The organism is Marivibrio sp., assembly GCF_040218065.1.
In the GTDB taxonomy this organism is placed as follows: Bacteria; Pseudomonadota; Alphaproteobacteria; order UBA8366; family Aestuariispiraceae; genus Marivibrio.
On the sequence record NZ_JAVJQE010000005.1, the window covers coordinates 280,241 to 299,847 of the forward strand.

Here is a 19,607-nt window from a genome sequence, read left to right on the forward strand (position 1 = left end):
CCTGAATCAGGCGTTAACGCCGCGCCGGCGTCCTCACGCCGCGCCGGCGCCTTCCGGCGCGCGATCGACGAAGAGCGTGCGCGTCTCCGGAAAGCGCGCGGTCACCGTCGTGCCGTGGCCCAGCATGCTGTCGATCGTCAGGCTGCCGCCGTGCAGGCGCATCATCGCCTTGACGAGGGGCAGACCGAGGCCCGTGCCGGGATGTTTCTTGTTATAGGCGGCGTTCAGCTGGGTGAAGGGCTCGAGCGCGCGACGCAGCTCCTCGCGCGCCATGCCGATGCCCGTGTCCGAGACGACCAGCGCCATGCGCCCGTCCGGCTCGACACGCGCGTCGATGCGCACCTTGCCGTCGCGTTCGGTGAATTTGATCGCGTTGGAGACGAGATTGATCAGCACCTGGCGGACCAGCCGCTGATCGGCGTGCAGGCGCGGCAGGTCCTCGTCATGGGTCGCCTCCAGCGCAACCCCGCCCTGATGCGCGTTCTCCTCGGTCAGGCGTCGCACCTGATGCAGCAGCTCGACCAGGTCGACAGACTCCTCATCCAGCTCCAACCGCCCGGCCTCGATCCGCGAATGCTCCAGCAGATCGTTGATGACCGAGAGCAGATGGGCCCCCGCCTCGCGAATGGTGACGACGTACTGCTTATACCGGCCGTCCCCGCCCAGCGGGCCGAAACTCTCCTCCTCCATCACCTGGGCGAAACCGATCACGGCGTTGAGCGGCGTGCGCAACTCATGGCTCATATTGGCCAGGAAGGCGGACTTCGCGTTGTTGGCCGCCTCGGCGTCCGACTTGGCGCGGACAAGTTGCTCCATCGTCTCCTCGAGATGGCGGGTGTAGGCGTGGACGCGCCCGACTACTTGATTGTATTGGCGGGCGACCGGCTCGATCTCGGCGCCCGTCTCCACCTTGACCGGCGTCGGCAGGGCCTCCGGCTCCTGGCCGGGACGCTCCATCTCGTCGATCATGTCGATCAGCGCAGAGCTTTCCTCGTGCTCGACCATGTTGAGACCGCGCGCCTCCGCCGCCGCGCTGACGCGCAACGGCGTCACGCGGTCGATCGCCTTCAGCGCGAGGAACGAGACCGCGAAACTGTAGCCGCCGATCGCCAGCACGCCGAGCGTCTGTACGCCCAACTGCTCCGCGCGCGGCAGCGGCAGCGCGGCCGGCTCGGCCAGCACCGCCAGCAGAATCGTGCCGGCCGCGCCCGCCGCCAGATGAACCGGCACGGCCCCCACCGCATCGTCGATGCGGCAGCGCACCAGCAGATGCGACGCCCCGACCACCGCCAACCCGCCGATCCCGCCCACCGTCGCAGCGCCCCACGCCGGCAGGATGTGCGCCCCCGCCGTGACTGCGACCAATCCGCCCAAGATTCCGTTCAAAAGCGCTTCGATCCGGACCTTGCGGTAGATCGCCTGGGAAAGCAGCTGAGAGGCGATTCCGCCGAAGCAGGCGGCCAGCATGGTGTTCAGCACCACCACCGGAACCGTCCCGTCAAACGCGAGCGTCGAGCCGCCGTTGAAGCCGAACCAGCCGACCCACAGGCACACGACCCCAAGCGCCGACAGCGGCACGTTGCTGGCCTGCGGATTGCGGCCGTCGGGGCCGAACCGCCCCGCCCTCGGCCCGATCACCATCAAGAAGGCGAGCGCCGCCCACCCGCCGACCGAATGCACCACGGTCGAGCCGGCGAAGTCGACGAACCCCATCGCCTCCAGCCAGCCGGGCGGCCCGCCGTCGAGGCCGGCCCAGGCCCAGCTCCCGGCGACCGGATAGACGGCGATTGCGATGAAGACGACGGTGGCTCCGTAGGCGACGTAGCCCACCCGCTCGGCCACGGCCCCGGAAATGATGGTCGTGGCCGTGCCGCAGAACAGCGCCTGGAACAACAGCAGGGCGGCGGCCCACCCGACCTCGACTTCCGCCGGGCTCGGATCGGACAGCGACCCCTCCCCGAACATGATCCAGGCGCCGACCGCCCAGAACGCGGCCGTCGAGAGGCACAGGTCGGCCAAGTTTTTGGCGGCCACGTTGATATTGTTGCGCGCGCGGACGAGCCCCGCCTCCAACGCGCAAAAGCCGCCCTGCATCACCAGAACGAGTGCGGAGGCGACGATCAACCAAGCGGTGTCCAGCGTTTGCGGCATCAGCGTCGGTTCCTGCCAGACCGAATAACGCGACGCACGCGCGCGGGCGTTCCGTCGCTTTGACCTTTCTCCATTCCCGCAAAATCAAGACGGCGACCGCCGCCCCTTTCGGACGCCGCTTTAAGTGGACGGCCTTTGGTTGCAATTACACTAGCGGTTTTCCCAATCCCTGCAAGTGACGGGACGCACAGCACAGCCCCGCCCTCTTGACGCCGCGGACCGCGGCTGCATGCTCGCGCTGATCCGACCGAGCCCCGAAATTGATCAACAGGAGAGGCGCGCGCCATGGCCGCGAGCGATCCGAAAGGGCCGGGCGCGTGGCTCGCCGCCGTCCAGGCCGCCGCCGGCTTCAAGCCGCTGGGCGCCGCGACCCGGTCGCGGATGGCGGCCGCCGACGGCTACGACCCGTACAGCCGACGCGCCGCGAACGAGGCGCTCGGCACGCCGGCCGCCTTCTATCGCGTCATGGGCGGCGCGCCGGAGGAACTGGACGAGACGGCCTGCCTGATGCGCCTCACCTTGAAGGCGGCGGAGGCGGCAGCCGCGCTGGCGGCGTTGCGCGCCGACCTCGACGCGGATCCCGCCTTTGAGGAAAGCGCCGCCGCCTATCTGGACGGGTTCGATCCGCAGACGCACCATCTGTTCATCGCCTATGCGCCGGAGGACGAGACGCCGGTCGGCTACGTGCGCTGGCAATGCGCGCTGAGCGCTTATCCGGTCGGCGACGCGCCCGCGGAGGAGCCGCGCCTGATCCTGTCAGTCTATCCCGAGCTGTTCTACGTCCGCCCCGCCTATCGCGAGCGTCGGATCGGCGCGGCGCTGGCCGGCGCCATCCAGGCGGAGGTCGACAGTCACATAGCCGACGTCCTGACGGCGATGGCGCAAGTCGACTTCCCCGGCCGGCTGACCATCGTGTTCTTCGCCGAGGTGGAGAGCGAGGGCGGGGCGAAACTGATCGATTCGATCGCGACCAGTCTCGATCGAGACCTCAAGGCCCGCCACGCCGCCGGCGATTTCGGGACGGACGTCCCGCCGATCGAGGTGTCGCTCGAACACCGCGAAAAGCAGACGCCGACGCCTTGATGGCGGGCCGGGAAGGCGCGGCCGGACCCCTGGATGCGGGGAGACCGCGTGGCCCGTCGAGCGCGCCGGCTTAGCCCGACGCCGCGGCCGCGACGAACCGGGCGGTCATCAGATCAAGATGCCCGCCGCCGCCGTTCTTGAACAGCGTCACCGCCGCCGCGTCGTCGCCGCGTCCGGGATGCGCGCCTTGCGCCAGTTGGTAGAGGTCGGCCAGGACGTCCCTCTCGTCGACGACGCCTGCCGCCATCGGCTGGGTCAGATCGCCGACGCAGCCAAGCGTGAAGGGGCGCGAGTCGACGAAGATCCGGGCGCGCGCCGCGGCCGCGTCGTCGGCCTCGCGCATGGCCGGGGTGTAGCCGCCGACCAGATCCAGATGGCAGCCGGGCTTCAACCAGTCGCCCAGGATCAGCGGTCGATCGCTCATGGTCGCGCAGCAGATCACGTCGGCGGCGCGCGCCGCCGCCTCCAGGTCCGTCGTCGCTTCGGCCGCGACTCCTTCGGCGCGCAGCGCGGCCGCCTTCTCCGCCGAGCGCGCGGGCGTTCGATTCCAGATTGCAATCTGCGTCAGGCTGGGTCGGGCGGCGCGGTGGGCCTCAATCAGATGGCGGCAAAGCGACCCCGCGCCGACCATCAACAGCCGCGCCGGTCGCGCCGGCGCCAGCAGCCGCGCCCCGAGAGCGCTGTCGGCCGCCGTCTTGCGCAGCGTCATCATCGTGCCGTCTATCAAGGCCGCGGGTCGGCCGTCGCGCCCGTCGAACAACTGGTAGACGGCCTGAACCGTCGGCGGCCCGTCGGTTTCTTCCTCATTTTGCGGAAAAACGGTCGCGATCTTCACGCCCATCGCCGCCCCAGGGGCCCATGCCGGCAGGGTCAGGAAGGCGTTGGGCGGACCGGTCCGACTCTCGTCCTGCATCAGGACTCGCTCGGTTTTCGCCGGCGGCTCACGATGGCGGGCCTCCAGCCAGTCCATCAGCGGGCCGAACGGGGTCAGGCGCTCGACCGTCTTTGCGTCGATCCAACGGGGGATCATTCCTCGGCCTCCTTCGGGTCGAAGGGATTGCGGCCTGTCGGATCCTCCACTTCCACCGCCCAGAGGTCGGGGTCGCGCGCCCGGGCGCGCGCGATGTAGGCGTCGGCGTCCGCTTCGCTCGGCCGGTCCTCCTTCAGCGCCGGGACCCAGCCGAGCCTGCCGTCGAGATCACGTTGCTGGGTCAGCAGGCGGACCGCGTCCCCGCCCTCGGCGAGGCGCGAAATCTTGACCAGCACGACCCCCGACATCCGCTCGCCCTTGTGCAGGACCATAGCGGGCACGCCCTCTGCCGAACAGCGGGCGAGCGCGGCGCCGACCCACAGATGCGTCGGGAGGCGATCGTCGTCGGCCAACGCCTCAGCCCTCGCCGAGGCCGAGTTCGCGCAGCAGCGCCGCCCGGTGCTGGTCCAGGGCCGGGGCCGGCGGGCGCGTCGACGGGTCCGGGTAGGCGGAGCTTTTGATCGGGTTGCCGGCCATGATCAAGGGGCGCGCCAAGCCGGGATCCAGCATCTCCACCACCATGTTGCGCGCGCGCACCTGCGGGTCGTCCAAAGCCTGCGCCACGTCGTTGATCGGGCCGGAGGGGACGCCGGCCTCCTCCAGCGCGGCCAGCCAATGATCGACGCTCTCGCCGGTCAGCGCCGCCTCCATTTCCGCTTTCAGCGCGTCGACATTGGCGTTGCGCGCCTGGTTGTCGGCGAAGCGCGGATCGTCGATCAGGCCCGGCAAACCCAAGGCGTGCGCCAGTTTGGCGAACAGCTTGTCGTTGCCGGCGGCGATGATGACGTGACCGTCGGCGGCCCGGTAGCTCTCGAACGGCGTGATCGAGGGGTGGCGGGCGCCCAAGGGGCCCGGCGCCTGGCCGCTGACCGCATAGCGTGCGATCGCGTTCTCCAGGATCGCGATCTGACAGTCCAGCATGCCGACGTCGACCATCGCGCCCTCGCCGGTGCGCTCGCGATCCTTCAGGCTGGCGCAAACGCCGATCGCGGTGAACAGGCCGGCCGTGATGTCTCCGACCGAGGTGCCGACGCGCGTCGGCTCGCCGCCGGGCCAACCGGTGACGCTCATGATGCCGCCCATGCCTTGAACCACCATGTCGTAGGCCGCGCGGGCGGCGTAGGGGCCGGTTTGCCCGAACCCGGAGACGGCCGCGTAGATCAGCGTCGGGTAGGTCGCATGCAGCGCCTCCCAGCCGTAGCCGAGCTTCTCGAGCGTGCCGGCGCGGTAGTTCTCCACCAGTACGTCGGCGCGGTTCAGAAGGGCCTCGAAGACCGTGCGATCGTCGGCGTTCTTCAGATCCAGCGCAATCGACTCCTTGCCGCGGTTGAGCGACAGAAAATAAGCCGAGCGCCCGTCGATGAAGGGCCCGAAGCCGCGGGCGTCGTCGCCCGGCCCCGGCGGCTCCACCTTGATGACCCGCGCGCCCAGATCGCGCAGCACCATGGTGCAATAGGGACCCGCCAGCACACGGGTCATATCGATCACGGTGACGCCCGAAAGCGGGCCGGCGGCGTCCATCATGGCGCTCCCGTCTTTTTGATGTCTCGATCAGCGGCTAGGCTCGATAGAGAGACGCCCCTTGCCCCCTTGTCAACGGCTGCTCATATCGAAACTTTGACGCGCCGCGGAGGTCGATCGTGAAAGAAACCGTCGCCATGCCGGAAGGGAAAGCGCCCGAGATCAAGCGCGCCGTTCCGACGTCGGACCCCGGCGCGGGAGAAGGGCCGAGCTTCCTCATGCGCACTTGGGAGAGCGTGCGCACCGCTTGGCGCGAGTTGAGCGGAGCGGAGGCGCCGCTGGCCGGTCGAAGCGATCTGGGCGCTCGCGAACGCACGGATCTCAAAAATCGGATGGCCGCCTGTCTCGACGGCCGCGGCGGCGAAGTCTCGGCGCGCCAACGCGCGGCCGGACTGGGGCAAATCTATCTCGATCTAGGGCGCGCCGGCCGGTTGGAGTTCCTTAAGGTGCTTGCGGCCAATTTCGGGCCTGAGCGCGACGCGGTCGACGCCGCCGTCATTGAGTACGAGGCGGCCGACGACGAGGCCGCCCGCCGGAGCGCGCAGGACCGCTTGCGCCGCGCCTTGACCGCGCCGCGGATCGAGCTGCTGACCCAGTTCAACGCCTTGCCCCAGGGAGTGAAGTTCCTGGTCGACATGCGCGCCGACGTGCTGGCCTTTCTGAAAGAGGCGCCGGAGCTCGAACCGCTCGAGCGTGATTTGAAGGGCCTGCTGCGCAGCTGGTTCGACGTCGGCTTTCTGGAGATGCAGGCGATCAACTGGCAGTCGCCGGCCGCGCTCCTGGAGAAGCTGATTGAATACGAGGCGGTGCATGAGATCCGCAGCTGGCAGGATCTGCATAACCGTCTCGCCGCGGATCGGCGGCTCTACGCCTTCTTTCATCCCAACATGCCGATGGAGCCGTTGATCTTCGTCGAGGTGGCGCTGGTTCGCGGATTGGCGGATAACGTTCAGACCCTGCTCGACGAGGACGCGCCGACCGCCGATCCGCGCCAGCAGGACGCGGCGATCTTCTACTCGATCTCCAACACCCAGAATGGGCTGCGCGGCATCAGTCTGGGCAATTTCCTGATCAAGCGCGTGGTCGAGGATCTGCGTCACGAGTTGCCCAATCTGAAGACCTTTTCGACCCTGTCCCCTGTTCCCGGATTCCGGAAATGGATGGAGCGGGCGATCGCCGACGGCGCGCCCAGGATTTTGACGGCGGAAGATCGCAAGCGCCTGAAGCAGGCGACCGGGCGTACGGTCGCCAAGGGCCATCTGCCCAAGCTGATCGCCGAGGAGGCCTGGACCGAGGAGCCGGCGCTGGTCGAAGCGCTGCGCGAGCCGCTGATGCGGCTGTGCGCCCGGTATCTGGTGCGCGAGAAGAAGGGCGACGGGCCGCGCGATCCGGTCGCGCGCTTCCATTTGTCGAACGGCGCGCAGGTGGAGCGCATCAATTGGATGGGCGACGTCTCCGAGAAGGGCTTGCAGCAGTCCTGCGGCATGATGGTGAACTATCTCTACAAGCTTTCCGACATCGAGCGAAACCATGAGCGCTTCGCCGAAGAGGGACACATCGCCGTATCGAGCCAGGTGAAGGCGCTGCTCTGATCGGGGAGGCTTTGAAAGAGGGAGCCGATGAGCGACGAGCGCCCGATCTTCGTGATCCAAGAGCATGACGCGACGACGCATCATTACGACGTGCGGCTTGAGATCGACGGCGTCCTGAAGAGTTGGGCCGTGCCCAAGGGACCCTCGACGGACCCGCGGGAAAAGCGCCTCGCCGTGCCGACGCCGGATCACGATCTGGATTATGCAGCGTTCGAAGGCGTGATTCCCGACGGCGAGGAGGGAGCCGGACCCGTCCTGATCTGGGATCGAGGCCGCTTCGACTATCCGGTCGATCCGGAAGGCGGGTCGCCGCCGGAGGACGCCGCCGACCTCAAGGACGCGTACGAGTCGGGCCATCTCGTGGTGCGGCTGGACGGCGACAAGCTCTCGGGCGGCTACGCCTTCCAGCGGATGGGAAAGAAAGCCTCCGACAACTGGCTGATGATCAAGACGCGCGACGGGGCGGCGGACGCACGGCGCAATCCGACCGCCGCCGAGACGCGCTCGGTCGCGAGCGGGCGCACCCTCGACCAGGTTCGGCGCGAGGGGCGCGACGATGGCTGAGCGCCCGCCCGAGGCGATCGAGCCGTCGAATCCCGACAAGCTCTTTTTCCCGGCGGCCGGGATCGATAAGGCCGCCGTCGTTGACTATTACTCAAGAGTTGGAAAAGAGCTTCTCGCCCATTACGCCGGCCGACCGCTCAGCCTGAAGCGCGCGCCGGACGGCGTCGACGGCGCCGTCTTCTTCCAGAAGCGCGTCGCCGATCACTATCCCGACTGGCTGGACCGCGTCGCCGTTCCGATCGAAGGCGGGACGATGGTGCAGCCGACCGCCGACAGTTGGCAGGCGCTCGCCTGGCTCGCCGATCAGGGGGCGGTCGAGTTCCACGGCGCGTTGTCGCGCGCCGACGCCTTGGACGCGCCCGATCGCCTGATTTTGGACTTCGATCCGCCGTCGGATGCGACGGACGCCGATGATCGGCGGCGATGGATGCCTGCGATCGTTTCGGCCGCGCGGGCCGCGCGCGATCTTCTCGCCCAACTGGACGCGCCGGCCTATGTGATGACGACGGGCTCGCGCGGGCTTCACCTGTTGGTCCCGCTCGACGGCCGGTCGGACTTCGAAACCAGTCGCGCGCTGGCGAGCGCGCTGGCGGAACGCCTGACGGCGGACGACCCGGACCGCCTCACCGTCGCCCAACGCAAGGCGGATCGCGGCGCGCGCGTCTTCGTCGATTGGCTGCGCAACGCCTACGGACAGACGACCATCCTGCCCTACAGCCTGCGCGCTTTGCCGGGCGCGCCGGTCGCAGCGCCGCTCGACTGGGACGAACTCTCCACGAGCATGGACCCGCAACGGGTGACGCTCGGCTCATTGTTCCGGCGGCTCGGCCAGCGCGAGGACCCCTGGGCGGATCTCTACGGCGCGCACGCAAAACGCCGCCGCCTCTCGGCGACGGCGCTGCGCGAGCGCTTGGAAGCGCTCTGAGGCTCAGCTCTGCGCGATCACGCCGCCGCGATCTGGCGCAGCGCATCGCCGGCCTGCGCGTCCTCGCCGGCCTTGGCGAGGTCGCCCACGGTGACGACGCCCTTCAGCGTCTTGTCGCGATCGACGACGGGCATGCGGCGCACGCCGGTCTCGGCCATGTTGCGCGCCGCTTCGTCGGTAGTCTGATCCTCGAACAGGTAGAGCACCTTGTCGGTCATCACGTCGCTGACCTTGGCGTCGCGCAGCGTCGCGTCCTCGGCGACCGCGCGCACCACAATGTCGCGGTCCGTCACGACGCCGACGAGCTTTTCCCCGTCGCCGACGGCGACCGCGCCGATATCCTGATCGCGCATCCGTTGGGCGGCGTCTACAACGCTTGCATCCAAGGCGATCCATTCGCAATCGGGAGTCATTACCTGACTGATTTGCATTGAGAACCCTCCTTTCGTCGGGCGTCTCCTGTAGCCTTCACAATCGACGGACTAACCTTTTCGTCCGCCTTCATCCTTCACCTGATGAGTCTGCGCGCGCCTTGCAAGGGGGCGGGGCAAGGGGGCGGGGCAAGGGGGCGGTTGAGGGAGCGCCGCTTTTTCCCAGCCGGCACAGCAGATAGGGAGTCGCCGGGCTTGCCGCGTCGGGCGGCGTCCCTACACTCAGCCGGGTTGTCGCGCCCCGGACGCGGGCCTTCAGAACGCTTTTTCGAGGATCGATCTCCATGACCGCCAGCGCCCCGCCCCCCTTCACCACCCGGCCCGAGATCCGCGGCACCTTCGGCGTCGCGGCCTCGACCCATTGGCTCGCCTCGCAGACGGCGATGGGCGTGTTGGAGCGCGGCGGCAACGCCTTCGACGCCGGCTTCGCCGCCGGCATGGTCCTGCAGGTGGCCGAGCCGCACATGAACGGGCCGGGCGGCGACGTGCCAATCCTGATCCAGGCCAAGGGCGAGGCGCGCCCGCGCGTGATCTGCGGCCAAGGGCCGGCGCCCAAGGCCGCGACGATCGAGCGTTTCAAGGCGCTGGGCCTTGAGGTCATCCCCGGCACCGGCCTGATGGCGACCTGCATTCCGGGGGCCTTCGACGCCTGGGCGCTGATGCTGCGCGACTACGGCACGATGACGATCCGCGAGGTGCTGGAGCCGGCGATCGGCTACGCGGCCAAGGGTTGCCCGCTGCCCTTCGGCGCGGTCGAGACGATCAAGGCGACCGAGGCGATGCTGCGAGAGCATTGGCCGTCGACCGCCGCCATCTATCTGCCCGACGGCTCCGCGCCCAAGACCGGCGATCTCTACCGCAACCCGGCGCTGGCTGAGACCTGGGGCCGAGTGCTGGACGAGGCGGAGGCCGCCGGGTCCGATCGGGTCGCCCAGATCGACGCCGCGCGGGCCTGCTGGTACGACGGCTTCGTCGCCGAGGAGATCGCGCGCTTCTGCGCCGAAGAGCCGCATATGGACGCGACCGGCCAGAAGAACGCCGGCTTGCTGACGATGGAGGACATGCACGGCTGGCGGGCCCATTACGAGGAGCCGGTCTCCTACACCTACCGCGGCTACGAGCTGTTCAAATGCGGCCCGTGGAGCCAAGGCCCCGTGCTGCTGCAGACGATGGCGCTCTTGGAAGGCTTCGACATCGCGGCGATGGACCCGGTCGGCCCCGACTTCGTCCATACGGTGACGGAGGCGATCAAGCTCGCCTACGCCGATCGCGACACCTATTACGGCGACCCGGCATTCACGGAGGTGCCGTTGGACCGTCTGCTCTCGGCCGAGTACGCCGCCGAGCGGCGCAGGCTGATCGACGCCGCCGAGGCGTCGGGCGAGTTCCGGCCGGGCGTGATCGCCGGCAACAATTGGTCGATCGACTACGAAGCGGCTTGTCGGCGCAAGCCTGTCGAGGGCGTCATGGCAGGCTTCGGCGGCGGCGAGCCGACGGCGGCCGAAAGCAAGATGCACGCCTCCGACACCTGCCATCTGGACGTCGCGGATCGGGACGGGAACCTCGTCTCCGTCACGCCCTCGGGCGGCTGGCTGCAGAGCTCGCCGGCGATCCCCAAACTCGGCTTCTGTCTCGGCACGCGCCTGCAGATGGCGTGGCTCGACCCGGCTGCGCCGTCGGCGTTGGAGCCGGGGCGCCGACCGCGCACGACGCTGACCCCCTCGCTCGCCCACAAGAACGGGCGGCCCTACATGGCGTTCGGCACGCCGGGCGGCGACCAGCAGGATCAGATGCAGATCATCATGCTGCTGCGCCACATCGATCACGGTATGAACCTGCAGCAGGCGATCGACGCCCCCGCCTGGCATTCCGAGCATTTCCCGAACAGCTTCTTCCCGCGGCACGCCTCGCCCCGGAAGATCGTGGCCGAAAGGCGCTTCGGCGACGACGTGCTGGGGGCGTTGCGCACGCGCGGGCACGACGTGCACGAAGGTCCGCCCTGGTCGGAAGGCCGGCTGTCGGCCGCGGCCTATGACGACGACGGGACGATCAAGGGCGCGGCCAACCCGCGCGGCATGCAGGGCTACGCGGTCGGTCGCTAGCTCATGTCCCGGGCGCAGGCGTCCATCCCGCGCCAGGAGCGCCTGCGCGGCTACGCCGCCGTCATCGTCAGCAACATCTTCTTCGGGCTGGCGATCGGCATGTTCTTGCCGCTGTTGCCGCTGAAGCTCGACCAGATGGGCGTCAGCGCCTTCTGGATCGGCGTCAACGCCGCCGCCAGCAGCTGCGCGATCTTCTTCACCGCGCCCTTCATCGGAACGGTGTTGAACCGGCTTGGCTACACCGGCGCCGTATTGGGCGGCGCCGTCGTCTTCGCCGCCGGCGTTGCGGCGATGATCGTGATTCCCGGTTACTGGGCTTGGACGATCCTGCGGTTCCTCGCCGGTCTCGGCATGTCGGTCCACTGGGTGGCGAGCGAAAGCTGGCTCAACCAGGCGGCCGAGGAGCGCGAGCGCGGACGGGTTCTCTCGCTTTACATCGCCGCCTTCATCGGCGGGACCGCCGCCGGCCCTCTGCTGCTGACGGCGGTGGGGACGCAAGGGAATGCGGCCTTCGCGACCATCGCGACGTTGGCGATCCTGTCGGCGCTGGCGATCGCGCCCGGACGGCCCGGCGCGCCCGGCTTCGAGCCGCTGGCGAAGGCGGCGCTCGCCAAGGTGTTCCGGATCGCCCCGCGGCTGATGAGCGCCGGGCTGATGATGGGCGTCGCCCAGGGCGCGGCGCTCGGCATGATGGCGCTCTACGGCGTGCGCGCCGGCCTGCCGGAAGACCAGGCGGCGCTGTTGCAGGCGGCGCTGCTCGGCGGCGGGCTGTTGCTGCAGTTCCCGATCGGCTGGCTCGCCGACCGAACCCGCGACCGACACCGGCTTATCGTGATCCTGTGTTTGATCTCGGTCGCGGGGGCGGCGCTCCTGGTCCCGCTGACGGCGTCGCCGCTGCTGCTCTATCCCATGCTGGTGCTGTGGGGCGGCTGTCTGATCGGAATCTACACGGTGGCGCTGGCGCTTCTGGGCGCGCGCTTCGCGGTCGTCGGCGGCATGGCGGCGGCCAACGCCGCCTTCATCCTGACCTGGGAGCTGGGGACCATGTCCGGCGCGCCGATCGCAGGCGCGGTGATGGAGTTGATCGGGCCGGCCGGCCTGCCCCTCGCCATGGGGGTGAGCGCCGCCGCCGTCGGCGTGCTGATGGCGGTGCGCGCCGCGCTGGACAAGCCGTCCTGAGGGGCGCGCGCGGGCGAAGATCGGCCCTTGACCGTTGAGCGGTCCGCCTGAGATTCCCGGTCTCGACCCCCGGGGATGACGACTTCCGTATTCGCTGAACGCGAAGACGAGGACGTCATGGCCGGGCTTGAGCCGGGCGCCTCAGCGGAGCTGAGAGGCCGCCGCGCGGTCAGTCGGGCTTCTTCGCGAACAGATGGTGCGGGCAGTGCTCGCCCGTCTCCAGCACGCCCAGCATGAGTCGCCAAGTCTGGATGTTGTGGTCGACCGTCGCCGGGCTGGAGGCCTTGGCGGCCGCCTCATAGAGCGGCCCCTCCATCTGCGCCAGCTCCTCGCGCGCGACCTCTTTGTACCACGGGTTGCGGTTGACGAGGCGCACGTCGGTGAAGCCGGCCGCCTCCATCGCGCTTTTGTAGCGCGCGGGCGAGGCCATGCCGAAACTCAACCCCTCGCTCTCGATATAGGTCGCCATTTCGGGCGAGGGCTCGCCGTCGTGGCTGATCAGCCAGTCGCCGGCGGCGATTTCGCCGCCCGGCTTTAGGACCCGGTAAATGTCGGCGAACAGCGTCTCCTTGTCCGGGATGTGGATCATGGAGTCCTTGCTGAAGACGACGTCGAAGCTCTCGTCCGCGAAAGGCAGGGGCCCTGGCGTCACTTTCTTGAAGGAGACGCGATGGGCGAGGCCCATCTCTTCAGCGCGCTCTTCCGCCTTGGCGACGACCGGCCCCTCGACGTCGATGCCGACTACTTCGCCCGCGTCGTGATCGCGCGCCAGGCGCAGCGCGATCCCGCCCGATCCGCAGCCGATATCCAGCACCTTCTTGCCGCGCAGATCGACGCCCTCGACGATCCGCGCGACCTCCTCCGGTCCGCCGGGCGAGAGAAAGCCCCAGCCCCAGACGCTTTCCAGAAAGGCGATCAGGTCGTCCGGATATTCGATCTCTTCGGCGTCGCTCATGACGGTCTCCCTCTTGGTCGTGGTCTCCCAGGTCAGACGCCGGGCGCTTCGTGCAGCATCGGCGTCGGCGCGCGATCGAGCTCGCGCGCGAATTCGTGGCCGCTGTGGATCGCATGCGCGATCAGGCCGGGGGCGAGCGCGTCGCCGATCCGCACCACGGTCTCGATCCCGGCCGCGGCCAGCCCCTCCGGATCGGCGATCAGCGCATCATAGAGCGAAGAGGACGGATCGCGCGATGTGACGCACACCAACGCCGCCGCGCTCACATCCTCTGCGCGGCCGGTGAAGACGCAGCGCGTGCGCGCGCGCTTCCCGTCGAAGCCGTCGACGGCGCGATTCGGGACGATCCGCACCCCGGCCTCGATCAGGGCGGCGTTGGTGCGATAATCCTCCTCCGTATTCGCGCCCCAGGCGCAGGCGCGCCCGGCGGTGGTGACCAAGATCGTCTCGCGCCCGCTCGCCGCCGCGGCGAGCGCAAGGACGGCGGCCATGTAATGGTGGTCGTCGTCGAACAGCAGCACCGGCCCTAGCGGCAGGCGGTCGAGCCCGTCGACCTCCATCAGATCGTCCGGCGTGAACAGCGGTCCTCCCGCCAGATCCGGCAGCGCCGCCTGCGACCAGCGTCCGATCCCGTCGCGCCGCCAGCGCGCGCCGGTCGCAATCGCGACGACGGGGGCGCCGATTTCGCGCACGGCGGCCGCGTCCATCGGGCTTTCCAGATAGGCGGCCACGGCGGCGAGGCGGGTCAACTTCTCCTCTCTGTGGTGCAGCACGCGGCCCCAGGCGGCGAGCCCCGGCAGCGCCGCCTCCCGCGTCACCCGCCCGCCGAGACGATCAGAGGCCTCCGCCAAGGTGACGGCGTACCCGCGCGCGCCCAGGGTGCAGGCCGCCTCCAGTCCGGCCGGGCCGGCCCCGACGATCAGCGCCGCGCGCTCGGAGCCCTTGTCCGGGACCTTTTCGGGATGCCAGCCGCGCCGCCCCTCTTCGCCCATCGTGGGGTTCTGGGTGCAGCGGATCGGCGCCCCGCGGGAGTTGGAGGCGTAGCAGATGTTGCAGCCGATGCATTCGCGGATTTGCTCGGGCCGACCCTCCTCGATCTTTTTCGGCAAGAAGGGGTCGGCGATCGACGGGCGCGCCGCCCCGATCATGTCGAGCGCGCCCTTGCGCACCATCGCGGCCATCGCGTCCGGCGTGGTGTAGCGGCTGACGCTGACGCTCGGCTTGCCGGTCAGCCGCTTCGCTTCGATCAACCGGGCGGCGGCGTCGCCTTCCGAGACGAAGCGCGAATGTCCCATTTCAAGGCTGTAGTCATCGACCACCAGATCCCAAAGATCCGCATGCGGGCCGAGGTGCTCCAAGAGCGCGGAAATCTCATCGTCCGACGGTCCGGGTCCGCCGACATGGGCGGCGGGAAAGCGCACGGCGACCGCGCATTCCCCCTTGCTCGCCTCGCGCACCTCCTCGATCAGTTCGCGCACGATGCGCGCGCGATTCTCGAGCGAGCCGCCATACGCGTCGCGCCGATCGTTGAGGTCGGGCAGCAGGAAGTGGTGCAGCAGATATTCGTGCGCCGCGTAAACGTAGATCAGATCGAACTCCGCCTCCGCCGCACGGGCGGCCGCGTCGCGGTGCCAGCGGCGCAGGTCCTTGATGTCGGCGGCGTCCAGCTTCTTCGACTGCACCGGATCGCCGCGCGAGGGCAGGCTTTGCAGATCGAGCGTCGGGCGTCGGCTGGCGAGATTCGAGATGTAGGCGCCGCCGTGCCACAGCTCGACCCCGGCGAGCGCGCCGTGGGCGTGCACCGCCTCGGCCATCAGGGCGTTCGCCTTCACGTCGCGGGCGTCCCAAAGCCGGGCATAGGGGTGGGGCGCGTCGTCGGAGCTGGGGTCGATCGAGCAGTACTCGGTGTTGACCACCGCCCAGCCGCCTTCGGCCTTCATCCCCCGCATGGCCGCGAGCGCCCGCGGCCAGCCCCAGCCCATACCAGAGCAGTGCGGCGCCTGATAGAACCGGTTCTTCGCGGTCTTCGGGCCGATTCGCACCGGCTCGAACAGGATGTCGAACTGCGGATCCCGCGGCATGGACCGTCCCCCCGTTGCGGCCTCGCGCGCCGACCGCACGGCGGTCGGCGGGCGGATCAGGCGGCCGCGTCGGCCGGTGACCAGACGCCTTCGGCCTCAAGGTCCTTCTGCGTGCGAAGCACGCCCTCGCGCAGGATCTCGACCATCACGTCGATCTGCGGGCGCTCGATCACGAGCGGCGGCGACATCACGCACATGTTGTACATCGGCCGCACGACGAGGCCCATCGCCTCGGTATGTCGGTCGATCCGCTCGCCCACCTTCTTGTCCAGCGCGAGAGGGGTGCGTTTCGTCTTGCTCGCCACCGCTTCGACGCAGGCCATCAGGCCGCGCCCGCGCACCTCGCCGACGAGCGGCAGATCCTCGAGCTCCTTCAGTCGGCCGAGGAAATAGGGCTCTATGTCGCGCACATGGGCCAGCAGATCCTCGCGCTCGATGACGTCCATATTCGCGAGCGCCGCCGCGCAGGCGATCGGGTGGCCCGAATAGGTGTAGCCGTTGGCGAACATGACGCCGTCCTCGGAACGCTCGATCTCGCTGAACAGCTTCTCCGAAATCGCCACGCCGCCGAGCGGCACGTAGCCGGAGGTCACGCCCTTGGCGAAGGTGATGAGGTCCGGCTGCACGCCGAACACCTCCTTCGAGGCGAACCAATGGCCGAGCCGACCGAAGGCGGTGACCACCTCGTCGGCGATCATCAGGATGTCGTGCTTGCGGCACAAGGCCTCGACGCGCTTATGGTAGCCTTCGGGCGGGATGATCACGCCGCCCGACGCCAGGATCGGTTCGCCGATGAAGCAGGCGATCTTGTCGGCGCCGATCTCCTCGATCTTCGCCTCCATCTCGTCGACCAGATGATCGCAGAAATCGGCCTCCGTCATGCCCTCGGGCCGGCGATAGGGGTTGGGGGAGGAAAGGTGGATGACGAGCTCGCGCGCGGTGTCGAGATGGTCCTTGTCGCGCATCTTGCCGGAACAGCTGGCGGACAGGTAGGTCGAGCCGTGATAAGCGTCGCCGCGCGAGAGGATCATCTTCTTCTCCGGCCGGCCGCGCAGGTTGTTCAGGAAGTGAACGAAACGCAGCGCAGTGTCGACGGCGGTCGAACCGCCGGTCGTGAAGAAGATTCGGTTGAGGTCGCCCGGGGTCTTCTCGGCGATGCGCTGGGCCAATTCCGCCGCCGGCGCGCTGGTCGAAAACCAGGGCGAATTGTAGCCCAGCTGCATCGCCTGATGCGAAATCGCGTCGGCGATCTCCTGCCGGCGATAGCCCACATTGACGCACCACATGCCGCCCGGTCCGTCGATCAGGCGGTTGCCTTCGCCGTCGTAGAGATAGACGCCCTCGGCGCGGTCCAGCACGGGACGCGCCTCGTCGCCCAGCTGATCGACCATGTCCCAGGGCTGCATCAGATGCCGCTTGGCGGAATCGGCCACCGCGAGGGCGTCGACTGTGGGCTCTGTGACGTTCGAGGGGCTCATGCTCTTCATAACGGCTAGCCTTCCTGTTACGGGTCGCGCCGGCTCGGCGCCCTTGTTCGCGCGGCGACGCGCGGCGATCGGCCCCGCTTCGGGGCGCGCGGCGTCGGACGCGCGGATGCGTTCAGACGAGCCCAAAATGGCACGGCCCAAGCCGATTGTCCACACACTGAACAAACGTTCAGCCAAAATTAAGACTTCACATATCCTCAGGATGACGCATTATAGGCCGCTTGCACGCGTCGGAGGGGCGGCGCGTCCGTGGGTTTCAGGCAGGCTCGACGCCTCGGGCGCGCGCGATGCGGCGCCCGCGCGGCGGGCCTGACGAACGACCAAGGGAATCGATGCCAGCACCGAAAAAGTCCGCCGCGCCCGTAACTCGTATCGAGAAGAAGGAGGCGACCCGCCAGCAGCTGATCGCGGCGACGGTGGAGGTGATCGCGGCCGACGGCTTCGCCGATATGACGCTCGCGAAAGTGTCGCAACGAGCGCAGGTCTCGCGAGGGTTGGTGAATTTTCACTTCACCAGCAAGGAGCAGCTGCTCGTCGAGACGTTGCGCCAACTGACGGAGGAGTATCGCTCGACCTGGTCGAAGGCGATCGCCAAACCCTCGCGCGCCCGGGACAAGCTGTTGGCGCTGCTGCGCGCGGACTTCAGCCCCAAGGTCTGCAATCGCAAGAAGATCGCGGTCTGGTACGCCTTTTGGGGCGAGGCCAAGAGCCGCCCGACCTACCTGGACGTTTGCGCCAAGGCCGACGGCGCTTTCGCCGACGCGGTCGAGGATCTGTGCCGCGAGGTCGCGAAGGAGGGGGGCTACGCCGTCGACGCGTCGTTGGCGGCGCGGGGCCTGCGATGCATGACGGACGGGCTGTGGCTCGAGCTTCTGATGGCGCCGCAGCAGTTCCGGCGCGACGTGGCGATGCGCACGTGCCTGCAGTATCTCGCGCAGCTCTTTCCGAAGCATTTCCTCGGGTCCGAATTCGACCATCTGACCGCCCAGTCGCTGGAACAGGACGGGGCGGATTTTGCGGAGGCCGCGCCTGGCGAAGACCGGCGAACCGAGTCGGTTGCCCTCCAAGGGAGCGGAACGTCAGCTTGACGTTTTCGACGATAAGCCCGTATTGTTGACTGACCATACAGTCAAAATTCGGGGATTTCGACGGCGCATGGGATGTAGAAAAGCTAACGAATTCTTGGACTTGTTCCGAGATCCCACGCCAAACCACGACTGAAGAACTGGGAGACTCGTGATGAAGATCAAGGACAAGGTCAAAGCGTACGGGCAAGGCGAGCTGTCGCGCCGCGACATGCTTTCCGCGATGGCGGCCGTCGGCGTGACGGTCGCGATGGTCCCGGCGGCGCCGCGCTCGGCGAAGGCCGCCGGTTCCGACGCCACGTATTTCACCTGGGGCGGCTACGACATTCCGGAGCTGTTCCAACCCTACATCGCCAAGCACGGCGAGCCGCCGAGCTTCTCGACCTTCGGCGGGTCGGAGGAAGGCCTGACCAAAATGCGCGCCGGCTTCGTGGCCGACGTCGCCCATCCGTGCAACCAGGCGGTGCCGCGGTGGGTCGCGACCGGTCTGTTCCAGCCGGTGGATCCGGCCAAGCTCTCCAACTGGGAAAACGTCATTCCGTCGCTCTACCAGTTGGAAGGCAACATGGAGGACGGTCGGCCCTACATGGTCCCGATGGAGTGGGGGCAGACCTCCGTCACCTATCGTACGGATCTGATCTCGCCGGAGGAGGAGTCTTGGGACATCCTCTGGAATCCGGAGCATGAGGGGCGTCTCGGCGTCATCGCGTCCGCCGGCGACACCTGGTGGTGCGCGGCGATCAAGGCCGGCGTGCCGTTCGAGGAGATCGCCACCGAGGAGAACTTCCAGAAGGTGGCCGCCGTTCTGCGCGAGCAGCGCCCGCTGATCCGCACTTACACCGACGACATGACGACGTTGGAGCAGGCGCTGGCGTCGGGCGAACTGGTCGCGGCGATGACCTGGAACGAATCGGCGGTCAAGTTGCGCGGCGAAGGCGTGCCGGTGAAGTTCGCCGATCCGAAGGAGGGCGCTCTGACCTGGGTCTGCGGGGCGATGATGCACAAAGACGCCGACGTCGATCTGGCGCACGACATCATCGATTCGCTGATCAGCGTCGAATCCGGCACCTTCCTGATCGGCGACTACGGCTACGGCAGTTCCAACGCCAAGGCGTTCGAGCAGTTCAGTGAAGAGCAGCTGGCCAATCTGGGTCTCAGCTCGAACCCGACGGACGTGCTCAAGGCGGGCAAGTTCCAGATCCCGCAGAGCCAGGAGTTCGAGACCAAGATGAACCAGGAGTTCGAGAACATCAAAGCCGGCTTCTGAGGACTCGGCGCCGACGGCCGCATAAGGCGGCGTCGGCGCCGACCGCGGCTTCGCGGGCGGGGCGGACGCGATCGGCGTGCGCCCGGCCCGCCTGTCGCGCCGCCCGGCCGCGCCGGTCGGCGCGCTCTTGCGTCTTAGCGATCAGGGGGAAGAC

At 68.4% G+C, this 19,607-nt stretch carries 16 protein-coding genes; 8 read left to right on the forward strand and 8 right to left on the reverse strand.

Annotated elements, in window-relative coordinates:
• Window positions 1–33: 33 nt before the first annotated feature.
• Entirely contained in the window at window positions 34–2,151 is a 2,118-nt protein-coding gene (locus tag RIB45_RS03580; protein WP_350048849.1) for an ATP-binding protein, read from the reverse strand.
• 285 nt (window positions 2,152–2,436) lie between these two features.
• Between RIB45_RS03580 and RIB45_RS03585 the strand changes: the two genes are divergently transcribed.
• A complete protein-coding gene (locus tag RIB45_RS03585; RefSeq protein ID WP_350048850.1) occupies window positions 2,437–3,234 on the forward strand; it encodes a GNAT family N-acetyltransferase in 798 nt (265 codons plus the stop codon).
• A gap of 70 nt (window positions 3,235–3,304) precedes the next feature.
• Here RIB45_RS03585 and RIB45_RS03590 read toward each other — a convergent pair whose 3' ends face one another.
• The 3 genes from RIB45_RS03590 to RIB45_RS03600 are packed head-to-tail and all read right to left on the reverse strand — an operon-like array spanning window position 3,305 to window position 5,788.
• On the reverse strand, window positions 3,305–4,264 hold the full coding sequence (locus RIB45_RS03590; RefSeq protein ID WP_350048851.1) for an ornithine cyclodeaminase family protein: 960 nt from the start codon (window positions 4,262–4,264) through the stop codon (window positions 3,305–3,307).
• Window positions 4,261–4,617: a DUF1491 family protein gene (locus RIB45_RS03595; protein WP_350048852.1), complete on the reverse strand. Its 357-nt coding sequence runs from the start codon at window positions 4,615–4,617 to the stop codon at window positions 4,261–4,263. Before RIB45_RS03595 ends, RIB45_RS03590 begins: the two co-directional genes overlap by 4 nt.
• A gap of 4 nt (window positions 4,618–4,621) precedes the next feature.
• Window positions 4,622–5,788 (reverse strand): CaiB/BaiF CoA transferase family protein, encoded by a 1,167-nt coding sequence (locus tag RIB45_RS03600; RefSeq protein WP_350048853.1) that lies wholly within the window; start codon window positions 5,786–5,788, stop codon window positions 4,622–4,624.
• 116 nt (window positions 5,789–5,904) lie between these two features.
• On the opposite strand from RIB45_RS03600, the gene RIB45_RS03605 reads away from it, so the two are divergent.
• From RIB45_RS03605 to ligD, 3 genes are read left to right on the forward strand one after another with little or no spacing between them, the layout of a single operon-like run.
• Window positions 5,905–7,377, forward strand: coding sequence for a malonyl-CoA decarboxylase (locus tag RIB45_RS03605; protein WP_350048854.1), 1,473 nt, complete (start codon window positions 5,905–5,907; stop codon window positions 7,375–7,377).
• A 27-nt stretch (window positions 7,378–7,404) separates the two neighbouring features.
• Window positions 7,405–7,941: a DNA polymerase ligase N-terminal domain-containing protein gene (locus RIB45_RS03610; protein WP_350048855.1), complete on the forward strand. Its 537-nt coding sequence runs from the start codon at window positions 7,405–7,407 to the stop codon at window positions 7,939–7,941.
• Entirely contained in the window at window positions 7,934–8,866 is a 933-nt protein-coding gene (gene ligD, locus RIB45_RS03615) for a non-homologous end-joining DNA ligase (RefSeq protein ID WP_350048856.1), read from the forward strand. The genes RIB45_RS03610 and ligD overlap by 8 nt, the downstream gene beginning before the upstream one ends.
• Before the next feature lie 17 nt (window positions 8,867–8,883).
• On the opposite strand, the gene RIB45_RS03620 is transcribed toward ligD, so the two are convergent.
• Window positions 8,884–9,297 (reverse strand): CBS domain-containing protein, encoded by a 414-nt coding sequence (locus tag RIB45_RS03620; RefSeq protein ID WP_350048857.1) that lies wholly within the window; start codon window positions 9,295–9,297, stop codon window positions 8,884–8,886.
• Between the two features lie 284 nt (window positions 9,298–9,581).
• Between RIB45_RS03620 and RIB45_RS03625 the strand changes: the two genes are divergently transcribed.
• Together RIB45_RS03625 and RIB45_RS03630 are read left to right on the forward strand one after the other, a co-directional pair.
• Window positions 9,582–11,399: a gamma-glutamyltransferase family protein gene (locus tag RIB45_RS03625; RefSeq protein WP_350048858.1), complete on the forward strand. Its 1,818-nt coding sequence runs from the start codon at window positions 9,582–9,584 to the stop codon at window positions 11,397–11,399.
• A 3-nt stretch (window positions 11,400–11,402) separates the two neighbouring features.
• Window positions 11,403–12,578: an MFS transporter gene (locus tag RIB45_RS03630; RefSeq protein WP_350048859.1), complete on the forward strand. Its 1,176-nt coding sequence runs from the start codon at window positions 11,403–11,405 to the stop codon at window positions 12,576–12,578.
• Window positions 12,579–12,747: 169 nt separating this feature from the next.
• Here RIB45_RS03630 and RIB45_RS03635 read toward each other — a convergent pair whose 3' ends face one another.
• From RIB45_RS03635 to RIB45_RS03645, 3 genes are read right to left on the reverse strand one after another with little or no spacing between them, the layout of a single operon-like run.
• Window positions 12,748–13,533 (reverse strand): methyltransferase domain-containing protein, encoded by a 786-nt coding sequence (locus RIB45_RS03635; RefSeq protein ID WP_350048860.1) that lies wholly within the window; start codon window positions 13,531–13,533, stop codon window positions 12,748–12,750.
• 32 nt (window positions 13,534–13,565) lie between these two features.
• Entirely contained in the window at window positions 13,566–15,614 is a 2,049-nt protein-coding gene (locus tag RIB45_RS03640) for an oxidoreductase (protein WP_350048861.1), read from the reverse strand.
• A 56-nt stretch (window positions 15,615–15,670) separates the two neighbouring features.
• Window positions 15,671–17,101 (reverse strand): aminotransferase, encoded by a 1,431-nt coding sequence (locus RIB45_RS03645; protein ID WP_350048862.1) that lies wholly within the window; start codon window positions 17,099–17,101, stop codon window positions 15,671–15,673.
• Between the two features lie 332 nt (window positions 17,102–17,433).
• On the opposite strand from RIB45_RS03645, the gene RIB45_RS03650 reads away from it, so the two are divergent.
• Both RIB45_RS03650 and RIB45_RS03655 read left to right on the forward strand, forming a co-directional pair.
• Complete coding sequence (locus tag RIB45_RS03650) at window positions 17,434–18,189, forward strand: TetR family transcriptional regulator C-terminal domain-containing protein (protein WP_350048863.1); 756 nt, start codon at window positions 17,434–17,436, stop codon at window positions 18,187–18,189.
• A gap of 151 nt (window positions 18,190–18,340) precedes the next feature.
• A complete protein-coding gene (locus RIB45_RS03655; protein ID WP_350048864.1) occupies window positions 18,341–19,453 on the forward strand; it encodes an ABC transporter substrate-binding protein in 1,113 nt (370 codons plus the stop codon).
• The last annotated feature ends 154 nt before the right edge of the window (window positions 19,454–19,607 follow it).